At 65.2% G+C, this 18,918-nt stretch carries 20 protein-coding genes and 2 tRNA genes; 17 read left to right on the forward strand and 5 right to left on the reverse strand.

Annotated elements, in window-relative coordinates; genetic code table 11:
• The first annotated feature begins 28 nt into the window (after positions 1–28).
• From L0976_RS25785 to L0976_RS25800, 4 genes are all read left to right on the forward strand, one after another.
• The gene (locus L0976_RS25785; RefSeq protein ID WP_203317458.1) at positions 29–280 is read left to right on the forward strand and encodes a hypothetical protein; all 252 of its coding nucleotides are present in this window, start codon (positions 29–31) and stop codon (positions 278–280) included.
• A gap of 219 nt (positions 281–499) precedes the next feature.
• Complete coding sequence (locus tag L0976_RS25790; RefSeq protein ID WP_234189785.1) at positions 500–1,915, forward strand: cytochrome ubiquinol oxidase subunit I; 1,416 nt, start codon at positions 500–502, stop codon at positions 1,913–1,915.
• Entirely contained in the window at positions 1,905–2,909 is a 1,005-nt protein-coding gene (cydB, locus tag L0976_RS25795) for a cytochrome d ubiquinol oxidase subunit II (protein WP_234189786.1), read from the forward strand. Before L0976_RS25790 ends, cydB begins: the two co-directional genes overlap by 11 nt.
• A gap of 303 nt (positions 2,910–3,212) precedes the next feature.
• Positions 3,213–3,512, forward strand: a complete 300-nt coding sequence (locus L0976_RS25800) for a chorismate mutase family protein (RefSeq protein WP_234189787.1) — start codon at positions 3,213–3,215, stop codon at positions 3,510–3,512.
• A 3-nt stretch (positions 3,513–3,515) separates the two neighbouring features.
• Here L0976_RS25800 and galE read toward each other — a convergent pair whose 3' ends face one another.
• The gene (galE, locus tag L0976_RS25805) at positions 3,516–4,508 is read right to left on the reverse strand and encodes a UDP-glucose 4-epimerase GalE (protein WP_234189788.1); all 993 of its coding nucleotides are present in this window, start codon (positions 4,506–4,508) and stop codon (positions 3,516–3,518) included.
• Positions 4,509–4,613: 105 nt separating this feature from the next.
• Here galE and L0976_RS25810 point away from each other — a divergent pair, with 105 nt between their 5' ends.
• Complete coding sequence (locus L0976_RS25810; protein WP_234189789.1) at positions 4,614–5,147, forward strand: AAA family ATPase; 534 nt, start codon at positions 4,614–4,616, stop codon at positions 5,145–5,147.
• Here the strand turns inward: L0976_RS25810 and L0976_RS25815 are convergent, their stop codons facing one another.
• The 3 genes from L0976_RS25815 to L0976_RS25825 form a co-directional block, all read right to left on the reverse strand.
• The gene (locus L0976_RS25815; protein ID WP_234189790.1) at positions 5,148–6,314 is read right to left on the reverse strand and encodes a pyridoxal phosphate-dependent aminotransferase; all 1,167 of its coding nucleotides are present in this window, start codon (positions 6,312–6,314) and stop codon (positions 5,148–5,150) included.
• Positions 6,315–6,449: 135 nt separating this feature from the next.
• A complete protein-coding gene (locus tag L0976_RS25820; RefSeq protein ID WP_234189791.1) occupies positions 6,450–6,824 on the reverse strand; it encodes a GFA family protein in 375 nt (124 codons plus the stop codon).
• Positions 6,825–6,968: 144 nt separating this feature from the next.
• Positions 6,969–9,086, reverse strand: coding sequence for a catalase (locus tag L0976_RS25825; RefSeq protein WP_234189792.1), 2,118 nt, complete (start codon positions 9,084–9,086; stop codon positions 6,969–6,971).
• Between the two features lie 212 nt (positions 9,087–9,298).
• Between L0976_RS25825 and L0976_RS25830 the strand changes: the two genes are divergently transcribed.
• Positions 9,299–10,747, forward strand: a complete 1,449-nt coding sequence (locus L0976_RS25830) for a PAS domain S-box protein (protein ID WP_234189793.1) — start codon at positions 9,299–9,301, stop codon at positions 10,745–10,747.
• 122 nt (positions 10,748–10,869) lie between these two features.
• On the opposite strand, the gene L0976_RS25835 is transcribed toward L0976_RS25830, so the two are convergent.
• Positions 10,870–10,944, reverse strand: a tRNA-Thr gene (locus tag L0976_RS25835).
• Positions 10,945–11,090: 146 nt separating this feature from the next.
• On the opposite strand from L0976_RS25835, the gene L0976_RS25840 reads away from it, so the two are divergent.
• The 11 genes from L0976_RS25840 (at position 11,091) to L0976_RS25890 (ending at position 18,684) form a co-directional block, all read left to right on the forward strand.
• Positions 11,091–11,279: a hypothetical protein gene (locus L0976_RS25840; RefSeq protein ID WP_203317472.1), complete on the forward strand. Its 189-nt coding sequence runs from the start codon at positions 11,091–11,093 to the stop codon at positions 11,277–11,279.
• A 166-nt stretch (positions 11,280–11,445) separates the two neighbouring features.
• Entirely contained in the window at positions 11,446–12,738 is a 1,293-nt protein-coding gene (gene murA / locus L0976_RS25845) for a UDP-N-acetylglucosamine 1-carboxyvinyltransferase (protein ID WP_234189794.1), read from the forward strand.
• Positions 12,739–12,913: 175 nt separating this feature from the next.
• Entirely contained in the window at positions 12,914–13,351 is a 438-nt protein-coding gene (locus tag L0976_RS25850; RefSeq protein WP_234189795.1) for a DUF2948 family protein, read from the forward strand.
• A gap of 48 nt (positions 13,352–13,399) precedes the next feature.
• Positions 13,400–14,698: a histidinol dehydrogenase gene (gene hisD / locus L0976_RS25855; RefSeq protein WP_234189796.1), complete on the forward strand. Its 1,299-nt coding sequence runs from the start codon at positions 13,400–13,402 to the stop codon at positions 14,696–14,698.
• 3 nt (positions 14,699–14,701) lie between these two features.
• Positions 14,702–15,178, forward strand: a complete 477-nt coding sequence (locus L0976_RS25860; RefSeq protein WP_203317476.1) for a UPF0262 family protein — start codon at positions 14,702–14,704, stop codon at positions 15,176–15,178.
• Positions 15,179–15,182: 4 nt separating this feature from the next.
• Positions 15,183–15,647 carry a low molecular weight phosphatase family protein gene (locus tag L0976_RS25865; RefSeq protein WP_203317477.1) on the forward strand — a complete coding sequence of 155 codons (465 nt, stop codon included), beginning with the start codon at positions 15,183–15,185 and terminating at the stop codon, positions 15,645–15,647.
• Positions 15,648–15,792: 145 nt separating this feature from the next.
• Positions 15,793–16,011 carry a translation initiation factor IF-1 gene (gene infA / locus L0976_RS25870; RefSeq protein WP_004435948.1) on the forward strand — a complete coding sequence of 73 codons (219 nt, stop codon included), beginning with the start codon at positions 15,793–15,795 and terminating at the stop codon, positions 16,009–16,011.
• Between the two features lie 93 nt (positions 16,012–16,104).
• Complete coding sequence (locus L0976_RS25875) at positions 16,105–16,725, forward strand: Maf-like protein (RefSeq protein WP_203317478.1); 621 nt, start codon at positions 16,105–16,107, stop codon at positions 16,723–16,725.
• A gap of 1 nt (position 16,726) precedes the next feature.
• Positions 16,727–16,933 (forward strand): DNA gyrase inhibitor YacG, encoded by a 207-nt coding sequence (gene yacG, locus L0976_RS25880; RefSeq protein ID WP_203317479.1) that lies wholly within the window; start codon positions 16,727–16,729, stop codon positions 16,931–16,933.
• 174 nt (positions 16,934–17,107) lie between these two features.
• A tRNA-Phe gene (locus L0976_RS25885) sits at positions 17,108–17,183 on the forward strand.
• 190 nt (positions 17,184–17,373) lie between these two features.
• Positions 17,374–18,684 carry a tyrosine-type recombinase/integrase gene (locus L0976_RS25890; protein ID WP_234189797.1) on the forward strand — a complete coding sequence of 437 codons (1,311 nt, stop codon included), beginning with the start codon at positions 17,374–17,376 and terminating at the stop codon, positions 18,682–18,684.
• Positions 18,685–18,918: the final 234 nt, after the last annotated feature.

Here is an 18,918-nt window from a genome sequence, read left to right on the forward strand (position 1 = left end):
GAATAGATTTTATGCAAGGACAAGAACAATGACCTCCAACACCACTTTCGCAGCCGCCCTTCTGGCCGCCTCCGTCTTCGGTGCCTCGGCTGCCCTCGCCGCCCCGGGCGGCGACTATTTCCCGGGTGGCACCCGCCAGCCGGTCCAGGCCGAGCGCGTGGACAGCGTCCGCACGCACAGCATTGGCGACAAGCGCGTCCTCGTCCGCGACAACGCTGCCGACAGCCAGGGCGCGGCGCGCGGCGACTACCGTTCGGTTGCTCCGGTCAACGCCAACTGATCCCCGGACGCCGCCTCTCCCGGCGTCTTTCGAAGCTCCCGGCGGCAACGCCGGGAGCTTTGTTCGTTTCCGCCTCCTGCAAGCAAAATGCCGCACGCGGGCGATTGTCGCGCTGCGGCAACGTGGGGCAGGCGGCGGGAATTGACCTTTGCCTGTTTCGGCCCAAATCTTTCCTGACGCAGCCGGGTCAATCGCGGCGGCTCAGAAAGGACGTGGCCGATGTTCGAAACGCTGGATGCAACGCTGCTCGCACGGTTCCAGTTCGCCTTCACCGTCTCCTTCCACATCGTCTTTCCCGCCTTCTCCATCGGCCTTGCGAGCTATCTCGCCGTGCTGGAGGGCCTGTGGCTGTGGACGAAGGACGAGGTCTATTTCGCGCTCTTCAATTTCTGGAAGACGATCTTCGCGCTCGCCTTCGGCATGGGCGTCGTGTCAGGCATCGTCATGTCCTACCAGTTCGGCACGAACTGGAGCGTCTTTTCCGACAAGGCCGGGCCGGTCATCGGCCCGCTGATGGGCTACGAGGTGCTGACGGCCTTCTTCCTGGAGGCGGGCTTCCTCGGCGTCATGCTGTTCGGCCTCAATCGCGTCGGCCCGCGGCTGCATTTCTTCGCCACGCTGATGGTGGCCGTCGGAACGCTGATCTCGGCCACCTGGATCCTCGCCGCCAATTCCTGGATGCAGACGCCGGCCGGCTTTTCCGTCAACGCGGCGGGCCAGTTCGTGCCCACCGACTGGTGGGCGGTGATCTTCAACCCGTCCTTCCCCTACAGGCTCGTGCACATGGTGCTCGCCGCCTATCTCACCACCGCCTTCGTCGTCGGCGGCGTCGGGGCCTTCCACCTCCTGCGCGGCGATGCGCCGAAGCGGGCGAGGAAGATGTTCTCCATGGCGATGTGGATGGCGGCGCTCGTCGCGCCCATCCAGATATTCGCCGGCGACATGCACGGCCTCAACACGCTGGAGCACCAGCCGGCCAAGGTCATGGCGATGGAGGGCCACTTCCGGAGCCACCCGGACGGCGCGCCGCTCATCCTCTTCGGCCTGCCGAACGCCGCCGAGCAGCGCGTCGACTACGCCGTCGAGATCCCCAAGCTGTCGAGCCTCATCCTCAAGCACGACCTGAATGCGCCGCTGGCGGGCCTCGATACGGTGCCGCGCGAACTGCAGCCGCCGGTCGCGGTCGTGTTCTGGTCCTTCCGCGTCATGGTCGCCATCGGCTTTGCCATGCTCGGCCTCGGCCTGTGGTCGCTCTGGTGTCGCTGGCGCGGCACGCTCGGCGAGAACCGCTGGCTGCACCGCGCCGCCGTGCTGATGGGCCCCGCCGGCTTCCTCGCCGTGCTCGCCGGCTGGGTGACGACGGAGGTCGGCCGCCAGCCCTATACGGTCTACGGCCACCTGCTGACGGCCGATTCCGTCGCGCCCGTCGACGCGCCTGCCGTCGCGACCTCGCTGATCGCCTTCATCGTCGTGTATTTCCTCGTCTTCGGCGCGGGCACCTTCTATATCCTGCGCCTGATGGGCCGCCTGCCGCGCGATCCCATGCCCGCGCTGGAAGGCCCGATCCGCACGGCCGGCATCACGCCCGCCGCCGCCGTCGCCAGCAAAGCCGGGAGCCCGCATCATGGCGTTTGACCTTCCCTTCCTCTGGGCGGCCATCATCGCCTTCGCGGTGCTCGCCTATGTCATCCTCGACGGTTTCGACCTCGGCGTCGGCATCCTCTTTCCCTTCTTCAAGGAAAAGCACGACCGCGACGTGATGATGAATTCCGTCGCGCCCGTCTGGGACGGCAACGAGACCTGGCTGGTGCTGGGCGGCGGCGGGCTGATGGCCGTCTTCCCGCTCGCCTATGCGACCATCCTGCCGGCGCTCTACATGCCGCTAATCCTCATGTTGCTCGGCCTCATCTTCCGCGGCGTCGCCTTCGAATACCGCTGGCGCACCCGGCGTGGCGAGTTCCTCTGGGACATCGCCTTCGCCGGCGGCTCCATGGTGGCGGCCTTCATGCAGGGCGTGGCGCTCGGCGCGCTGGTGCAGGGCATTCCCGTCACGGGCCGCGCCTATGCCGGCGGCTGGTGGGACTGGCTGACGCCCTTCTCCGTCGCGACCGGCATCGCGCTGCTGATAGGCTACGGGCTGCTTGGCGCCACCTGGCTGGTGATGAAGACCACCGGCGAGCTTGCCGCCCGCGCGCGCCGCCATGCCTTGCGTGCCGGCATCGGCACGCTGGCCGCCATGGGCGTCTTCAGCCTGTGGACGCCCTTCCTGGAGCCGCTCTATTTCGACCGCTGGTTCGGCTGGCCGACGATCGTCTTCAGCCTGCTGGTGCCGCTGCTGGTGCTCGGCTGCTTCGCCATGCTGATCCAGGGCTTGAGGACGGAGCACGATTCGCGGCCGTTCATCGCCGCGCTCGGCCTCTTCGTGCTCGGCTTTGCCGGCATCGGCATCAGCTTCTATCCCTATATCGTGCCGGCCTCGCTGACGATCTGGGAGGCCGCCGCGCCTGAGGAGAGCCTTGCCTTCCTCATCGTCGGCGCGGTCGTGCTCGTGCCGATGATCCTCGGCTACACCGCCTACGCCTACTGGGTCTTCCGCGGCAAGGTGGACCCGGAGGAAGGGTATCACTAATGGCGCGCAAACTGCTGTGGTTCGCGGCCCTTTGGGCGGGCGGCGTTCTGGCGGTCGCCCTCGTCGGCCTTGCCATCAAGCTGGCGCTCGGAGCCTGACTTCACGTAGCGTGATTGCATCCAGCCTCGCGCCAGCTTGCTTGCCTAGGTTCCGCCTCGGCCAGCATGCAGGCCCGCAGGCAGAAGACAGGACCGCACCCTCCTTCCGCCTAACCCCCGGGCCTGCATGTGGCCTTGCGACACGCAGCCGCCTTTTCCCCGCACCATTCCTCTGCTATCCGGGTCCGCAAAACAGGAGACCGGAATGGCGAAGACTGCGGCAGACTGCACGACGATGGCGGAAATCCGGGAAAACATCGACCGGGTCGACAACGGGCTGATGGCGCTCTTCGCCGAACGCTGGACCTTCATCCGCCGTGCCGCCGAGATCAAGGCCGGCATCGGCATTCCCGCCGACGTGCCGGAGCGTGTGAAGGAAGTGCGCGACAACGCCCACCGCAATGCCGAGGCGCACGGCCTCGACGGCGATTTCTATGAGAAAATCTGGGCCGAGCTCGTCCGGCACGCCATCGCCTACGAGAAGGCGCAGCTCGGCGAGACCTGATCCTCAGAGCTGGTTGCGCCGGCCGAGATGGTCCTCCCAGTCGAGCGCGGTGCGTACGATGAAGGCAAGGTCGTCGTGTTCGGGCGTCCAGCCGAGTTCCTTCATCGCGACGGAGGGATTGGCGACGATGAGCACCGCGTCGCCCGGCCGCCGACCGGCAAAGCGCACCGGGAAATCCACGCCCGAGGCGGCCTTGACCTCGTCCAGCACCTCCAGCACCGAGAAGCCGCGGCCATAACCGCAATTGGCGACGATCGAGCCGCCGCCCGCCCGCATCCGCTGCAGGGCCTTCAGGTGCGCATTGGCAAGGTCGGAGACGTGGATATAGTCGCGGATGCAGGTGCCGTCCGGTGTCGGGTAGTCCGTGCCGTAGACGTCCATGCCGGCCCGCTTGCCGAGCGCGGCCTCGCTCGCCACCTTGATGAGATGGGTGGCCCCCCTGGTCGACTGGCCGGTGCGCCCGCGCGGATCGGCGCCGGCCACGTTGAAATAGCGCAGCGCCGTATAGGTGAAGTCATGCGCGGCGGCGGTGTCGCGCAGCATGATCTCGGTCATCAGCTTGGAGGAGCCGTAGGGCGATTCGGGCCGGAGCGCGGCGGACTCCAGCACCGGTTCCGTACCGTCGGGCGTGCCGTAGACGGCGGCGGTGGAGGAGAAGACGAAATGCGGCACCTTCGCCGCGACGGCGGCGGCGATGAGCGCGCGTGACTTGACTGTGTTGTTCTCGTAATAGGCGAGGGGGTCGGCGACCGATTCCGGCACGATGATCGAGCCGGCGAAGTGGATGATCGCCTCGATGCGGTTCTCGGCGAAGATTTGTCCCAGCAGCGCGGCATCGGCGATGTCGCCCTCGTAGAAGCGGGCCTCTGGCGCCACGGCCCAGCGGAAGCCGGTGGAAAGCCGGTCGAGCACCACGACCTCCTCGCCGGCATCGACTAGTGCCCACACCATGTGGCTGCCGATATAGCCCGCCCCGCCCGTCACCAGAACCGCCATGCCAACCTCCGAATCGTAAGAATTGGGAGGCATATCAGCCTGCCTGCCCGTGGGACGCAACCGCAATTGCGCCGGGCCCTTTTCCCGTCCGAGAAAGGTAACACTATGTCCGATCGCTTCGTCGTGCTGTCCGGCTGCTCCGGCGGCGGAAAGTCCACCCTGCTGGAAGAACTCGCCCGGCGCGGCCATGCCGTCGTCGAGGAGCCCGGCCGACGCATCGTGCAGGAGGAACTGGCCGCCGGCGGCAGCGCGCTGCCCTGGCTGGACCTCGCCGCCTTCGCCCGCTGCGCCGTCGCCGTCGCGCTCGCCGACCGGCAGCGCATGGCCGATCATCCCGGCCTCGTCTTCTTCGACCGCGGGCTGATCGATGCCGCATCCGCGCTGGAAGCGTCCGGCGGCGAGCCGGTCGTGGCGGCACTTGCCGCCGCGCATCGCTATAACCGCAAGGTCTTCCTCACGCCGCCCTGGCCGGAAATCTATGCCGGCGATGCGGAGCGCCGCCACGGCTTCGACGCCGCGCTCGCCGAATATGCCCGCCTGGAAGCGACCTATCCCTTGCTCGGCTACGAGACGGTCGTCCTGCCGAAGGTGCCGGTATCGCAGCGCGCCGATTTCATGCTCGCGCGGCTGGCGGAATGATCAGCGCGCGGCGATGTAGCGGGCGAGCCGGTCCGCCGCTTCGGCGACCTGCGCGAGGTCCCGGAGGAAGCAGGCGCGCATGAAGAGCTCGCCGCCCTTTCCGAACGCCGTGCCGGGTGCGAGGCCGACATTGGTGCGGTCGACGATGTCGAGCGCGGCCTGCCGCGAATCCGTCACGCCATCGATCTTGAGGAACGCATAGAGCGCGCCGTCCGGCTTTAGCGTTTCCACCCGGTTGGTGGCGATCAGCGCGTCGCAGAAGACGTCACGGTTGCGTGCCGCCTTGTCGATATTCGCCTGCACGAAGGCGTCGCCCTCGTCGAGCGCCGCGATCGCGCCCTGCTGCAGGAACTGCGGAACGCCGGAGGTGGAATACTGGATGAGGTTTTCCAGCACCTGGCCGATTTCCGGCGGGGCGACGATCCAGCCGACGCGCCAGCCGGTCATCGACCAGTTCTTCGAGAAGGAGTTGACGAAGATCACCCGGTCGCCGTCCTCCATCACGTCGAGGAAGGAGGGCGCCCGGCCGCCGGCATAGTGGTAGAGAGCATAGATCTCGTCCGCCATGATCCACAGATCATGCCGCCGCGCGATGGCGAGAAGGCTGGCAAGGTCCTCGCGCGTCGCCGTCCAGCCGGTCGGGTTCGACGGCGTGTTGACGAAGAGCACGCGCGTCTTCGGCGTGATCGCCGCCTCGACGCGGCCAAGGTCGAGCCGCCAGCGCCCGCCCGAAAAATCGAGCGGCACGGCGATGGTGTTGGCGCCGGAAAGCTCGGCGGCGGCGGCAAAATTCGGCCAGGCCGGCGTCAGGTAGACCATGTCGTCGCCCGGCGAGACGAGCGCCTCGATGGCAAGCTTGATCGCCTGCATGCCCGAGCCGACCACGTAGAAGTGCTCGGCCGGCAGCCTCGCCCCGAAGCGCCGCGCATAATAGCGCGACAGCGCCGCCCGAAGCTCCGGAATCCCGCGCTGCCAGGTATAGAAGGTCTCGCCGCGCAGCAGCGCATCGGAGGCGGCGCGCGCGATGAATTCCGGCGTCGGCAGGTCCCCTTCGCCCACCCAGAGCGGGATCAGCCCCTCGCGCCCGCGCGCATAGTTGACGACTTCGACGATCCCGCTCTCCGGTGCCCGGAGCGAACGGGGGCTGAGGCTTTCGACGATGCTCATGAAATCACTCCGGCAAACCGCAATCCCGCTTCGCCGAAGGAAGGCGAAGCGGCTAATGTCTAGCCGGTTTCCCGATCCGCTTCACGCGAGTTTCGCTGACATATCCATCGAATTCGGTGATGGAGCGATGCTGCCTCACGTCCGGTTCTCCTCGAACTGCTCGGCCCCCTCGACCGGCCGCAGCCAGGGCTCGCGGCGCCTCGTCCACAGCTCGTAGCGCGGCACGAGAGGGGTCGGGGCCTGCGACAGGATGCCGAGCTTGACTTCCACCTCCCGGCCATCAGCGCAAAACAGCCGTGCCCCGCAACGGGGACAGAAGCGCTGGCCGCGGAACTCGGCCGTTTCCCCCTCCCGCGCGAATTGCCCGTCGGGCCAGACGGCATAGAAAGTGAAGGCCGATCCGCTTTCCTTGCGGCAATCCATGCAATGGCAGATCCCGACGCGCAGGGGCTCGCCCCGCACGGAGATCCGCACCTGTCCGCAAAGGCATTTTCCCGAGAATTCCCTCATGGCCGTCTCCTGTCCTTTGTTTCTGCCGGAAGAATGGCGCATCGACCGTCCGCACCATCGCGGGAAGGCCCGTTGCGGGGCCATCCCTGTGCTCGCACCGTCGCCGGCGGATGGAAGAGCCCCGGCAAAGCCGGGCGTCCGGCTTCAGGGCAGCTTGAGCGAAGGCTCCCTTGCCCAGACGCGAAGCGCGCCGAGGCTTTTCAGGAAGCCGGAAACGGCGCCGGCCCCGTCGATCAGCACCGTTCCCTCGTCCAGCATGTCGGCGGCGCCTGCCTTTTCCAGCAGCGGCAAGGCGGGCTTGGTGTAGCCGATGAACTTGCAGTGGGCGAAGGCGTCGGCGACGAAATCGCGCGCTGCCGCCTCCTTGAGGAGATCGTCGGCGCCTTCCTTCGACGCCAGCAGCACCACCGCATCGTAGAGGACCGAGGGACCGCCGTCGATCATCTGCTGGGCGGCCAGCGGCGAGCCGTCGGACAGGGTCACGCCGCCGACCTTCGGGGCGATGACTTCGATCGTCGCCTTTTCCTTCTCGATGCCCGCCTTCAGGGCCTTGAAGAGCGCGCTGTCCGCCCTGTCGGTGACGAGCACGCCGAGCTTGCGGCCTTCGAAGCGCTTCGGCCCGTTCTCGACGATGCTGAGCGTCGGCGAGGGATCGAGGTCCTGGCGAGGCTTGACCGCCGAATCGGCCGGCTTCGGCATGGCGCTGATGCCGAGGGCCGTGGCGACCTTGTTCGCCAGCGCTTCGTCGATATTCAGGAGATGGGAGATCACCCGCTCGCGAATGACCGGGGTCTCGACCTTGCTGAGCTCGAAGGTCAGCGCCATCGCGATGTGCCGCTGTTCGGGCGGTGTCTGGCTGATGTAGAACTGGCGCGCCTGGCTGTAGTGATCGGCAAAGCTCTCCGGCCGCAGGCGCGCCTTTTCGCCGCTCTCCTGGGAGCGGAAATGCCGGTATCCGGCAAGCGGCGACTCGCGCGGACCCTCGCCCCAGGAATTCGGCTGGTAGTTCACCCGGCCCGCCGGATTGCGCATCGCCATGTGGCCGTCCTGCTGGAAATGCGCGAAGGGACACTTCGGCGCGTTGATCGGCAGGTGGGTGAAGTTCGTGCTGCCGAGGCGCTTCAACTGCGTGTCGAGATAGGAGAAGTTGCGGCCCTGGAGCAGCGGGTCGTTGCTGAAATCGATGCCGGGCGGCACGTTCTGCGTCATGAAGGCGACCTGCTCGGTCTCGGCGAAGAAGTTCTCCGGCATGCGGTCGAGGACCAGTCGCCCGATCGGCTGCGGCTTGAGGATCTCTTCCGGGATCAGCTTCGTCGGATCGAGCACGTCGAAGTCGAAGCTGTCGGCGAAGTCCTGGTCGAAGAGCTGCACGCAGAGCTCCCATTCTGGGAAATTGCCGGACTGGATCGCCTGCCAGAGATCGCGGCGATGGAAGTCGGGATCCGCGCCGTTGATCTTCACCGCCTCGTTCCAGGCGACGGACTGCAGGCCGAGCTTCGGCTTCCAGTGGAACTTCACGAAGGTCGCCTCGTCCTTGCCATTGACGAAGCGGAACGTATGCACGCCGAAGCCTTCCATGAAGCGGAAGGAGCGCGGGATGGCCCTGTCCGACATGACCCACATGATCATGTGCATGCTCTCGGGCGTCAGGCTGATGAAGTCCCAGAAGTTGTCGTGCGCCGACTGTGCCTGCGGAAAGCCGCGGTCGGGCTCGGGTTTCACGGCATGGATGATGTCGGGAAACTTGATCGCATCCTGGATGAAGAAAACCGGGATGTTGTTGCCGACGAGGTCCCAGTTGCCCTCCCTGGTGTAGATCTTCACGGCAAAGCCGCGCACGTCCCGCGCAAGGTCGAAGGAGCCCTTGCTGCCGGCGACCGTGGAGAAGCGGACGAAGGCCGGCGTCTTTTCGCCGGGCCGCTGGAAGAGGTCGGCGCGCGTATAGGCCGCAAGCGATTCATAGGTCTCGAAATAGCCGTGCGCACCGTAGCCGCGGGCATGGACGACCCGTTCGGGAATGCGCTCGTGGTCGAAGTGGAAGATCTTTTCGCGGAAATGGAAGTCGTCGACGACGAGCGGCCCGCGCGGGCCGACCCGCAGCGTGTTCTGGTCGTCCGCGACGGGCGCGCCCTGCGCCGTCGTCAGAACCGGGTGGCCGTCCTCGGCGATCTGGTGCAGTTCGCCGCCGTTGCCGCGCCGGAGCTTTTGATCATGCACGGAAGCCTCTTCCATCGTCGTGACGGGGCTCGCTTTCTTGGCCATGGAAATCTCCTGGGAAGTGTTACACCGCTCTAACCGGAAACGTCCCGCCTTGTTCCCGGCTTGGTTGATATCGGTGCGCCGGCCGACCCCGCCGTCCCGGCTCGGCATCCAGGCCTCGTTCGGCCTTGCATGACCAGTTGACAATATTCCTGGCTTGGCTTGTTTATGATGTTCCCGCGATTGTCTGGTCGCGCGGAGTGAACCATGGGCGTATGAGGATTTTTGTGTCGGGTCCGGGGTTTGTTCGCCACAACGGCGAGTTGGCACGGTTGATCGGTTCGTTCGACTGGAGTCGCACGCGTGTCGGTCCCATTTCCCGGTGGCCGCCTTGCCTTAGATCCGCCGTCGACGTCATGCTCGGGGCGAATATCCAGATCGTCATCTTCTGGGGCCCGCAGTTTCTCGCGCTTTATAACGACGCCTATGCGCCGACCATCGGCACCAAGCATCCCCATGCGCTGGGCAGGCCCGCGCGCGAGCATTGGGCCGAGCTGTGGACGGACCTCGAACCGCTGCTGAAGCGCGTCCTGGAGACCGGCGAGACGGTCTCGGCGAAGGATCGGCCGTTCTACATAGAGCGGGGGCGCGGCCCCGAGACGGTCTATTTCGACATCTCCTATTCGCCCGTCCATGACGAGGAGGGTGCCGTCGCCGGCGTGTTCTGCATCGTCAACGAGACGACCGAGGTGAAGCGGGCGCAGGATCTCGAACGCCGGCTGGCGGCCATCATCGCGTCCACCGACGACGCGATCCTGAGCACGGACCTCGACATGACCATCACGAGCTGGAACCGGGGCGCCGAGCGGCTCTATGGCTATCGGGCCGACGAGATGATCGGTCGCTCGGTGCTGGCGCTCAACCCGGAGGATCGCAGCGACGAGGAATACGAGCTCTTCCGCCGGGTCGGCCTCGGCGAACATGTGCCTCCCTACGAGACCGCGCGCCGGCGCAGCGACGGCACCCTTGTGGACGTATCCCTGACCGTGTCCCCCATCTACGGCGGGGCAGGCGAGATCGTCGGCGCCTCCAAGATCGCGCGGGACATCACGGCGAAAAAGCAGTTCGAGCGGTTCCAGGCGATGGCCATGGGCGAGCTCAAGCACCGCATCAAGAACGTTCTGTCGACGGTGACGGCGATCGCACGCCAGACCTTCACCAACGGCGATGAGGAGCGTGCCGCGACCAGGATATTCGATGAGCGTCTGGCGTCCCTTGCGCGCGCCCAGGACGTTCTGACGACCGGAAGCTGGGAAGAGGCTGACCTGCGCACCGTCATCGACACGGCCCTGCTGCCATATTCCCCCGATCGCTTCCGCATCGAGGGCCCCGCCATGAGTGTGGGGGCACATGCGGTGACGGCGCTGACGCTGGCATTCCACGAGCTTGCGACGAATGCCGCGAAATACGGTGCGCTCTCGCGAGACGGCGGGCTCGTCTCCATCCATTGGCAAGCAAGCCGCGACCTCGCGCGTTTCAAGCTCCGATGGAGCGAGGAGGGCGGGCCGGAGGTGGTCATCCCGACCCGGCGCGGATTCGGCTCCAAGCTCATCGAGCGCCTCCTGGCTTCCGAACTCAAAGGCGAGGTTCGCCTGGAGTTCGCCCCTTCCGGCCTGATCTGCGAAGTCGATGCCTCGCTCAGGGCGGAGGCAGCGGGACGCTAGCGCCCAGCGTCTTTCATTTTGTCAGGGAGAAGGCGTGCATTTTCGCTCGACGTCCGGTGCACGGTCGGCCATCGCCATGAGGGCCCGGCATGACGGAACTTATTGACGGACGGGGAGAATGATGGTGCTGCTAGAGAGATTTGAACTCTCGGCCTCTCCCTTACCAAGGGAGTGCTCTACCCCTGAGCTATAGCAGCATCCGGCGAAACAAGGCTGCTTCGCTTGAGCGAGGGCCTATTGCCACAGGTGATCGGGCAGCGCAAGCGGCCAATGCGCGATAATCGCAACAATCTGATGCGGGTGGCGCTTTTTTCGGGGTGTGGATTTGATTAAGAGAAGCGGCATGGGCGGCAAGGACGAGACGGGAAGCGGCAGGATCAGGACGGAAGCGGAGCTTCGGGCCGAGCGTCTGGCGAAGACGCTCAGGGAGAACCTGCAGCGCCGCAAGCAGCAGGCGCGCGCGCGCCGTGCGGGCGATGCGGACGAAACGACAGGGCTTCCTGCCGCAAAAAAAGACGAATCGGACGGTTAGTCGGTGGCGTCTTCACCACGAAGGCTGCGGGGACGGGTTCCGGAACCGGGCGCAAGTAACCATGCGGCCGGCACGGTCTTCATTTTTCGATCGCGATGCTCTAAAGAAGCCGCCATCTCCGAAAGCCGATAGTCTCAGGAAAGGCGGGCCCGGCCCGTAGTCACACATGGATCGTATCAGGATTGTAGGCGGCAACGAGCTTCGGGGCATCATCCCGATCTCCGGCGCCAAGAATGCCGCGTTGCCGCTGATGATCGCGTCGCTCCTCACCGACGACACGCTGACGCTGGAAAACGTGCCGCACCTTGCAGACGTCGAGCAGCTCATCCGCATTCTCGGCAACCACGGCGCCGACATCTCCGTCAACGGCCGCCGCGAGCGCCAGGGCGAGGGTTACTCGCGCACGATCCACTTCACCTCGCGCAACATCGTCGACACGACGGCGCCCTACGAGCTGGTCTCGAAGATGCGCGCCTCCTTCTGGGTCATCGGCCCGCTGCTTGCCCGCGAAGGCAAGGCCCGCGTGTCGCTGCCGGGCGGCTGCGCCATCGGCACGCGCCCGGTGGACCTCTTCATCGAGGGCCTGGCCGCGCTCGGCGCGAAGATCGAGATCGACGGCGGCTATATCGAGGCGAGGGCGCCGGAAGGCGGCCTGATCGGCGCGCGCTACACCTTCCCGAAGGTTTCCGTCGGCGCCACGCATGTCATGATGATGGCCGCGACGCTTGCCCGCGGCACGACCGTGATCGGCAACGCCGCCCGCGAGCCTGAGGTGCGGGACCTTGCCAAGTGCCTCAACGCCATGGGCGCGAAAATCACCGGCGCCGGCACCTCCACCATCACCGTCGAAGGCGTCGACCAGCTTTCCGGCGCGCGACACCGCGTGCTTCCCGATCGCATCGAGACCGGCACCTATGCCATGGCCGTCGCCATGACCGGCGGCGACGTCGTGCTGGAAGGCACGGATGCCGCGCTCCTCGACACGGCGCTCGAAGCGGTCCGCCGCTCCGGCGCGGAGATCACTTCGACGGAAACCGGCATCCGCGTCGTGCGCAACGGCGGCGGCATCAAGCCGGTCGACGTCGTCACTGATCCCTTCCCGGGCTTCCCGACGGACCTCCAGGCCCAGTTCATGGGCCTGATGACCAAGTCGAACGGCATCTCGCACATCACCGAGACGATCTTCGAGAACCGCTTCATGCACGTCCAGGAGCTTGCCCGCCTCGGCGCGAAGATCTCGCTTTCCGGCCAGACGGCCAAGATCGAGGGCGTCGAGCGGCTGCGCGGCGCGCCCGTCATGGCGACGGACCTGCGCGCCTCCGTCTCGCTCGTCATCGCCGGCCTTGCCGCTGAAGGCGAGACCATGGTCTCGCGCGTCTACCATCTCGACCGCGGCTTCGAGCGGCTCGAGGAGAAGCTCACCCATTGCGGCGCGGTCGTGGAGCGCGTCAGCGACTGACGCGCAATCCAGCGAAAGTGCGCAGCGGTTTCGCGCCGTGAATTGCGTGATGGAAAAGAGGAAGCGCTTTCGAATGGAAACGCTTCCCGCGCGGCGGAGTTGCAGTCCGCCGTGTGCCGTCCTATCTCGTGAGCGAATATTCGAGATGCCGCGCCTCCGCGGGAAGGACTTGCCAATGGACAGCCTGAAACTGCTTGCCCTCGACACGGAAGACCTTTCCGTCGTCTCCGCTCACCTGCAGGACGCGGTCTTCAAGACCGACGGCCTCGCCTATGACGCACGCCACCACGTCTTCTCCCTCGCCGTCAACCGCTTCGTCTGGGAGAAGGCGGCCGGTCGCGGCAAGGCCTTCGAGCGCCGCCGCGCCGTCATCGCCTTCAAGCGCGTCAACGCCGTGCGCTCGATCGGCGTCGACCGCAAGGATACCGAGGCCGTCTTCTCCCTGCTCGCCGTCGACTTCACGTCGAACGGCGAAGGCCCCGATGGCACGATCAAGCTCGTCATGTCCGGCAACGCCTCCATCGCCCTCGATGTGGAATGCGTCGAAGTTCAGCTTGCAGATACCGGCGGAGCATGGGAAACCAGCTTGAAACCCCGCCATCCGGCGGTGTGAGGCTTGGACCCGGCGGCCCTCGCCGGAAGACGACAGGGACGTGACCACTTGGCGATCAGACTAGACTACCGGAGCAGCGACTTCGAAAGCCGGTTCGCTGCCTTCCTGACCACCAAGCGCGAGGTCTCCGAAGACGTCAACGCCATCGTGCGCGCCATCATCGACGATGTGCGTGTCCGCGGCGACAGGGCGCTGGCCGATTATTCGAAGCGGTTCGACGGCCTCGATTTCTCGGTCACCTCCATGCGCGTGTCGCTGGAGGAGATCGAGAAGGCCTACGATGCCGTCGACCCGAAGATCATCGCCGCGCTGGAACTCGCCGCCCAGCGCATCGAGAAGCATCACGCCCGCCAGAAGCCGAAGGACGACATCTACGAGGACGACATCGGCGTCGGTCTCGGCTCGCGCTGGACGGCGATCGATGCGGTCGGCCTCTACGTGCCGGGCGGCACGGCGAGCTATCCGAGCTCCGTGCTGATGAACGCCGTGCCGGCCAAGGTCGCCGGCGTGCCGCGCATCGTCATCGTGGTGCCGGCCAAGGATGGCGAGATCAACCCTGCGGTGCTTGCCGCCGCGCGCATTGCCGGCGTCGACGAGATATACCGCATCGGCGGTGCGCAGGCCGTCGCCGCGCTCGCCTACGGCACCGAGACGATCGCGCCCGTTGCCAAGATCACCGGCCCCGGCAACGCCTTCGTCGCCGCCGCCAAGCGCCAGGTCTTCGGCACGGTCGGCATCGACATGATCGCCGGTCCTTCCGAGGTGCTCGTCATCGCCGACGCCGGCAACGATCCGGACTGGCTCGCCGCCGACCTTCTCGCCCAGGCCGAACACGATGTCGGCGCCCAGTCGATCCTCGTCACCGACAGCCCGGCCCTTGCCGATGCCGTCGAGGCCGCCGTCGAGCGGCAGTTGAAGACGCTGGCGCGGGCGCAAACCGCCGCGGCGAGCTGGCGTGACTTCGGTGCCGTCATCCTCGTGCCGGACCTTGCGAAGGCCGTGCCGCTGGCCAACCGCATCGCCGCCGAGCACGTGGAGATCGCCACCGCCGATCCCGAGATGCTGCTGCCCGAAATCCGCAACGCCGGCGCCATCTTCGTCGGCCGCCACACGCCCGAGGTCATCGGCGACTATGTCGGCGGCTCCAACCACGTCCTGCCGACCGCCCGCTCCGCCCGCTTCTCCTCGGGCCTGTCGGTGCTCGACTACATGAAGCGCACGTCGATCCTGCGCCTCGGCCCGGACCAGCTCCGCGCCCTCGGCCCCGCCGCCGTGACGCTCGCCGACGCCGAAGGGCTCGGCGCCCACGCCCGCTCCGTCGCCATCCGGCTCAACATGGAGACGTGAGGCATGGGCACGAAGGGCAGCTACCGCCTGTGCGACGTGGTGCTGGACGACACGATCGGCCGGGCCACGCCGGACGTGGAGCACGAGCGTGCCGTCGCCATCTTCGATCTCATCGAGGAAAACACCTTCGAGCCGATCGGCCATCCCGGCGGCCCCTACCGCCTGAACATTTCGCTCCTCGATTCCAAGCTGGTCTTCGCGATCCGCACGGAGGCCGGCGAGGCTGTCGCCACGCACATCCTCTCGCTGACGCCCTTCCGCCGCATCGTGAAGGACTATTTCCTGATCTGCGAGAGCTATTACCAGGCCATCCGCTCGGCGACGCCGAGCCAGATCGAGGCGATCGACATGGGCCGGCGCGGCATCCACAACGAGGGCTCGCAAACGCTGATGGACCGGCTCTCGGGCAAGATCAAGCTGGATTTCGACACGGCCCGCCGCCTGTTCACGCTCGTCTGCGTCCTGTACTGGCGCGGGTGAGCGGATGGAGGGCGTTTCCCCGGCAGCGCAGGAAGCCCGGCCGCGAACGCCCCGTTCGATCCTCTTCATGTGCCGCATGAACGCGGTTCGCTCGCCCATGGCCGAGGCCATCGCCCGCAGCGTGCTGCCCGCCGGCACCTATGTCGCCTCCGCCGGCGTGCGCCCGGGCGAGCGCGATCCCTTCGTCGATGCCGTGTTGGGCGAGGTGGGCCTGTCGCTCGGCCGCCATGCGCCCCATTCGCTCGACGAGCTGGAGGACGACTATTTCGACCTCATCGTCACGCTGGCGCCGGAAGCCCACCACGCCGCCCTCGAGCTCACGCGTTCGATGGCCGTCGACGTCATGTATTGGCCGACGCCCGACCCGACGGTCGCGACCGGTACGCGCGAGCAGATCCTGTCGTCCTACCGCGACGTCCGCGAGTTCCTGAAGGCCCTGATAGAGAAGCGCCTGAAGGGCCCCGGCTGACCCGCGCGCACCCTGATTTCCGGCAAATGCAGAAAGCCGCCGCTTCGGTGTTCACAAAGCATCGGGGATTGTGTAGTTTCCGGCAACTTTTTCGAGGCGGGCATCCTGCCTCCCCGAATCCACCGCACAGGAATATCGCTCAAAGATGGCAAAAGAAGAAGTCCTCGAATTTCCCGGCGTCGTGACGGAACTGCTTCCGAACGCGACCTTCCGCGTCAAGCTCGAAAACGAGCACGAGATCATCGCGCACACCGCTGGCCGCATGCGCAAGAACCGCATCCGCGTTCTCGCCGGCGACAAGGTGCTGGTCGAGATGACCCCGTACGACCTCACCAAGGGTCGCATCACCTACCGTTTCAAGTAAGCTGCTTCTCGCAAGCCACGGGGGCCGCGCCTTCGCCCGGCGTCCCGCCGCAGAGCGAAGACCGGCGCATCCCGGAGCTTTCCCGGAGACTTCATGGCGCAGACCGAAAAGCTCATCTTAGCCTCCGGCTCGCCGCGCCGCGTCGAACTGCTCGCGCAGGCCGGTATCGCGCCGACGCGCCTGATGCCGATGGACATCGACGAGACGGCGAAGCGCTCCGAGCATCCCCGCTCGCTGGCCCGGCGCCTGTCGACCGGCAAGGCCGAGGCGGCGCTCGCCGCCACCAAGGGCGATCCGGCCTTTGCCGGCAGCTACATCCTCGCGGCCGACACGGTCGTTTCCGTCGGCCGGCGCATCCTGCCGAAGACGGAGATGATCGACGAGGCCTCGAGCGCGCTGCATCTCCTGTCCGGCCGCAGCCACCGCGTCTTCACCGGCGTCTGCCTGATCACGCCGGATCGCACCGTGCGCCAGAAGGTCATCGACACGAAGGTCCGCTTCAAGCGCCTCTCCACCGCCGACATCGAGCATTACCTCGCCTCCGGCCAGTGGCGCGGCAAGGCGGGCGGCTATGCCATCCAGGGCATTGCCGGCAGCTTCGTCGTCAAGCTGGTGGGCTCCTATACCAATGTCGTCGGACTGCCCCTCTACGAGACCCTCGCCCTTCTTGCCGGCGAAGGCTTCGATGTGCATGCCGGCTGGGCGGATGCCTGACATGGCGAATGGAACCGAAAAGCCTTCGGCCACCGTCGCCCCCTTGCGCAAGGCCGTGCCGTGCCCGATCTGCAAGCGCCCTTCGGCGCGCGAGCACTATCCCTTCTGCTCGCCCCGTTGCCGCGACGTCGACCTCAACCGCTGGCTCTCCGGTTCCTATGCCATCCCCGTCGCCGACGACGAGGCGAAAGCCGACGACGACAACTGAGCGCGCCGCGACAAGACAAAAACGCAATCTTTTCCGCGACTTGAAAAGGCCGCCATTTTTACCGCAAAAAACCGCCGATAGGGCTGGACACATTTTTGCAAGATGCTATAACCCCGCTCGCTTCCGGGGCGAAACCAAGCGCCCCACGGATTTCAACCGAAATCCAAGCCGGATGCCCGGATAGCTCAGTTGGTAGAGCAGCGGATTGAAAATCCGCGTGTCGGTGGTTCAAATCCGCCTCCGGGCACCATCAAACCCTTAAAATCATTGAATTTTTTAAAAGCTCTGTGAGCCCGCTTGTGCTGGAAATAAGCTAGCGCACGTCTAGCACACCCCGCAAAATTGCTCTTTCCCTTCAAGGCTTGCCGTGCCTGCCACGGTCACGCGTTAGCACAGTTTTAGCGCAGGCGTGCTAGCAGCGTAACCACTTGGAGAGTGTCATGTTGCAGCGTGCGAAGCAGCCCAAACAGCCCTTTACCCTTTTTCAGCGCCCCGGCGGCACGATCTGGTCCGTGCGGTTTTCTGCTGGCGGCAAGCAGATCAGGAAGAGCCTAGAAACTGACAACTATGATGAAGCTCATCACCGGGCATATCAGATATGGAGTGAGGCGAACTATCGCGTAAAAAATGGGCTGACGGCGACTGTCCGTCCTTTTCATGAAGTCGCAGAAGAGTTCATCAAGCTCGTTGAAACGGAAAGCGAGCGTGGCGATCGCAGCGAATACCAGCCCCGTGATTGGCCGCCAGTCATCCACCGTTATCTCGTCGGTTTCTTCGGCGACAAGCCCATCGATACAATCCGTGAACCGGATATCGAGCGCTATATCGAATGGCGTCGGACCTACTGGACGACGGGACCAGGCAAGGACATCCAATACATTCGCTATGAACGAGGTGGCAAAATCCTGCGCCGCTCGGCGCGGCATGAAGTTCCTTCGGTGAGCCGCCAGCGCGGCGAACTCGTAATCGTCCGCGCCCTTTTCCAGCAGGCCCTAAAATGGGGTTATATGGGCAAGATCGAAATCCCCGACATCAAGGTTCGAAAGCGCACTGACAATCGGAGGCCAAGTTTCACGCCGGAAGAATTCGCGCTGCTAATCACCACGAGCTTGGAGCGAATTCATCCCGCACCGGAAGGCCAGAAAGTTCTTTCTCGCGATGGCCGCATCTGGCTGCAACATAGGCAGAACCAGCACGTTCTTTCAGACCGTATAAAGCTTCATGCCTATATCGAAATCGCTGCGGGCACGGGGATGCGCCCCACAGAGATGAAAAACCTCAACTGGGGAAACATCGTCGGCTTTCGAGCAACCCGCGACGCACCCGTCCGCGACCGAGACGTTCGCTTCCAAGTGCAGGGTAAGGGCAAACATGGAACACTGGTGCCGCTACCGGGCGTGATTTCCTGGGTGCATACGCTTTGGGACAAATTCATAGATGAAGTTGGTCGGGAGCCCAATGACGATGATCCGGTTTTTGCTGACCGGGAAGGTGAGCGTATTCAGTCGTTCAAGAAAGGTTTTGCGGAACTCCTGAATGCCTGTGGGCTAAAACAGGATTATCGTGGCGTATCCCGCACAACCTACTCCCTGCGCCACTACTATATCTCGGAAATGATCGCGAGCGGCGCCGATGTCTACGATATCGCACGCAACACCCGCACTTCCATCGCGATGATCGACAAGCATTATGGTCAGGTCGATGTGGAACGCTTGAAAGACAAACTCAGACCGGAGCAGACCCGATTTTGAGAGCTTGGATAGGCTGCCCGTAGTCTTTTCCCAGCCTGTATGCCAAGACGCCATTCGCGACGGCCAAGGTTATCGTCTCGTCTTCCGCGTCAAAATCAATGGTGGAGACTGTCTGCGGATTCCGAGCTGAAGCCGGCCGGCATTCCGATCAATTACCGGCCACCATTCCGATTTGAAGCCGGCCACAATTCCAATCAATTACCGGCCGTTTTTCGGCTCTAACGATACCCCTTG

Origin of the sequence: Shinella sp. NM-101 (genome assembly GCF_021401195.1) — a bacterium.
Classification (GTDB): domain Bacteria; phylum Pseudomonadota; class Alphaproteobacteria; order Rhizobiales; family Rhizobiaceae; genus Shinella.

Coding starts and splice junctions, on each gene's coding strand:
- L0976_RS25785 (WP_203317458.1), top strand. CDS start 29: ATGACCTCCAACACCACTTTCGCAGCCGCCCTTCTGGCCGCCTCCGTC.
- L0976_RS25790 (WP_234189785.1), top strand. CDS start 500: ATGTTCGAAACGCTGGATGCAACGCTGCTCGCACGGTTCCAGTTCGCC.
- cydB (WP_234189786.1), top strand. CDS start 1,905: ATGGCGTTTGACCTTCCCTTCCTCTGGGCGGCCATCATCGCCTTCGCG.
- L0976_RS25800 (WP_234189787.1), top strand. CDS start 3,213: ATGGCGAAGACTGCGGCAGACTGCACGACGATGGCGGAAATCCGGGAA.
- galE (WP_234189788.1), bottom strand. CDS start 4,508: ATGGCGGTTCTGGTGACGGGCGGGGCGGGCTATATCGGCAGCCACATG.
- L0976_RS25810 (WP_234189789.1), top strand. CDS start 4,614: ATGTCCGATCGCTTCGTCGTGCTGTCCGGCTGCTCCGGCGGCGGAAAG.
- L0976_RS25815 (WP_234189790.1), bottom strand. CDS start 6,314: ATGAGCATCGTCGAAAGCCTCAGCCCCCGTTCGCTCCGGGCACCGGAG.
- L0976_RS25820 (WP_234189791.1), bottom strand. CDS start 6,824: ATGAGGGAATTCTCGGGAAAATGCCTTTGCGGACAGGTGCGGATCTCC.
- L0976_RS25825 (WP_234189792.1), bottom strand. CDS start 9,086: ATGGCCAAGAAAGCGAGCCCCGTCACGACGATGGAAGAGGCTTCCGTG.
- L0976_RS25830 (WP_234189793.1), top strand. CDS start 9,299: ATGAGGATTTTTGTGTCGGGTCCGGGGTTTGTTCGCCACAACGGCGAG.
- L0976_RS25840 (WP_203317472.1), top strand. CDS start 11,091: ATGGGCGGCAAGGACGAGACGGGAAGCGGCAGGATCAGGACGGAAGCG.
- murA (WP_234189794.1), top strand. CDS start 11,446: ATGGATCGTATCAGGATTGTAGGCGGCAACGAGCTTCGGGGCATCATC.
- L0976_RS25850 (WP_234189795.1), top strand. CDS start 12,914: ATGGACAGCCTGAAACTGCTTGCCCTCGACACGGAAGACCTTTCCGTC.
- L0976_RS25860 (WP_203317476.1), top strand. CDS start 14,702: ATGGGCACGAAGGGCAGCTACCGCCTGTGCGACGTGGTGCTGGACGAC.
- L0976_RS25865 (WP_203317477.1), top strand. CDS start 15,183: ATGGAGGGCGTTTCCCCGGCAGCGCAGGAAGCCCGGCCGCGAACGCCC.
- infA (WP_004435948.1), top strand. CDS start 15,793: ATGGCAAAAGAAGAAGTCCTCGAATTTCCCGGCGTCGTGACGGAACTG.
- L0976_RS25875 (WP_203317478.1), top strand. CDS start 16,105: ATGGCGCAGACCGAAAAGCTCATCTTAGCCTCCGGCTCGCCGCGCCGC.
- yacG (WP_203317479.1), top strand. CDS start 16,727: ATGGCGAATGGAACCGAAAAGCCTTCGGCCACCGTCGCCCCCTTGCGC.
- L0976_RS25890 (WP_234189797.1), top strand. CDS start 17,374: ATGTTGCAGCGTGCGAAGCAGCCCAAACAGCCCTTTACCCTTTTTCAG.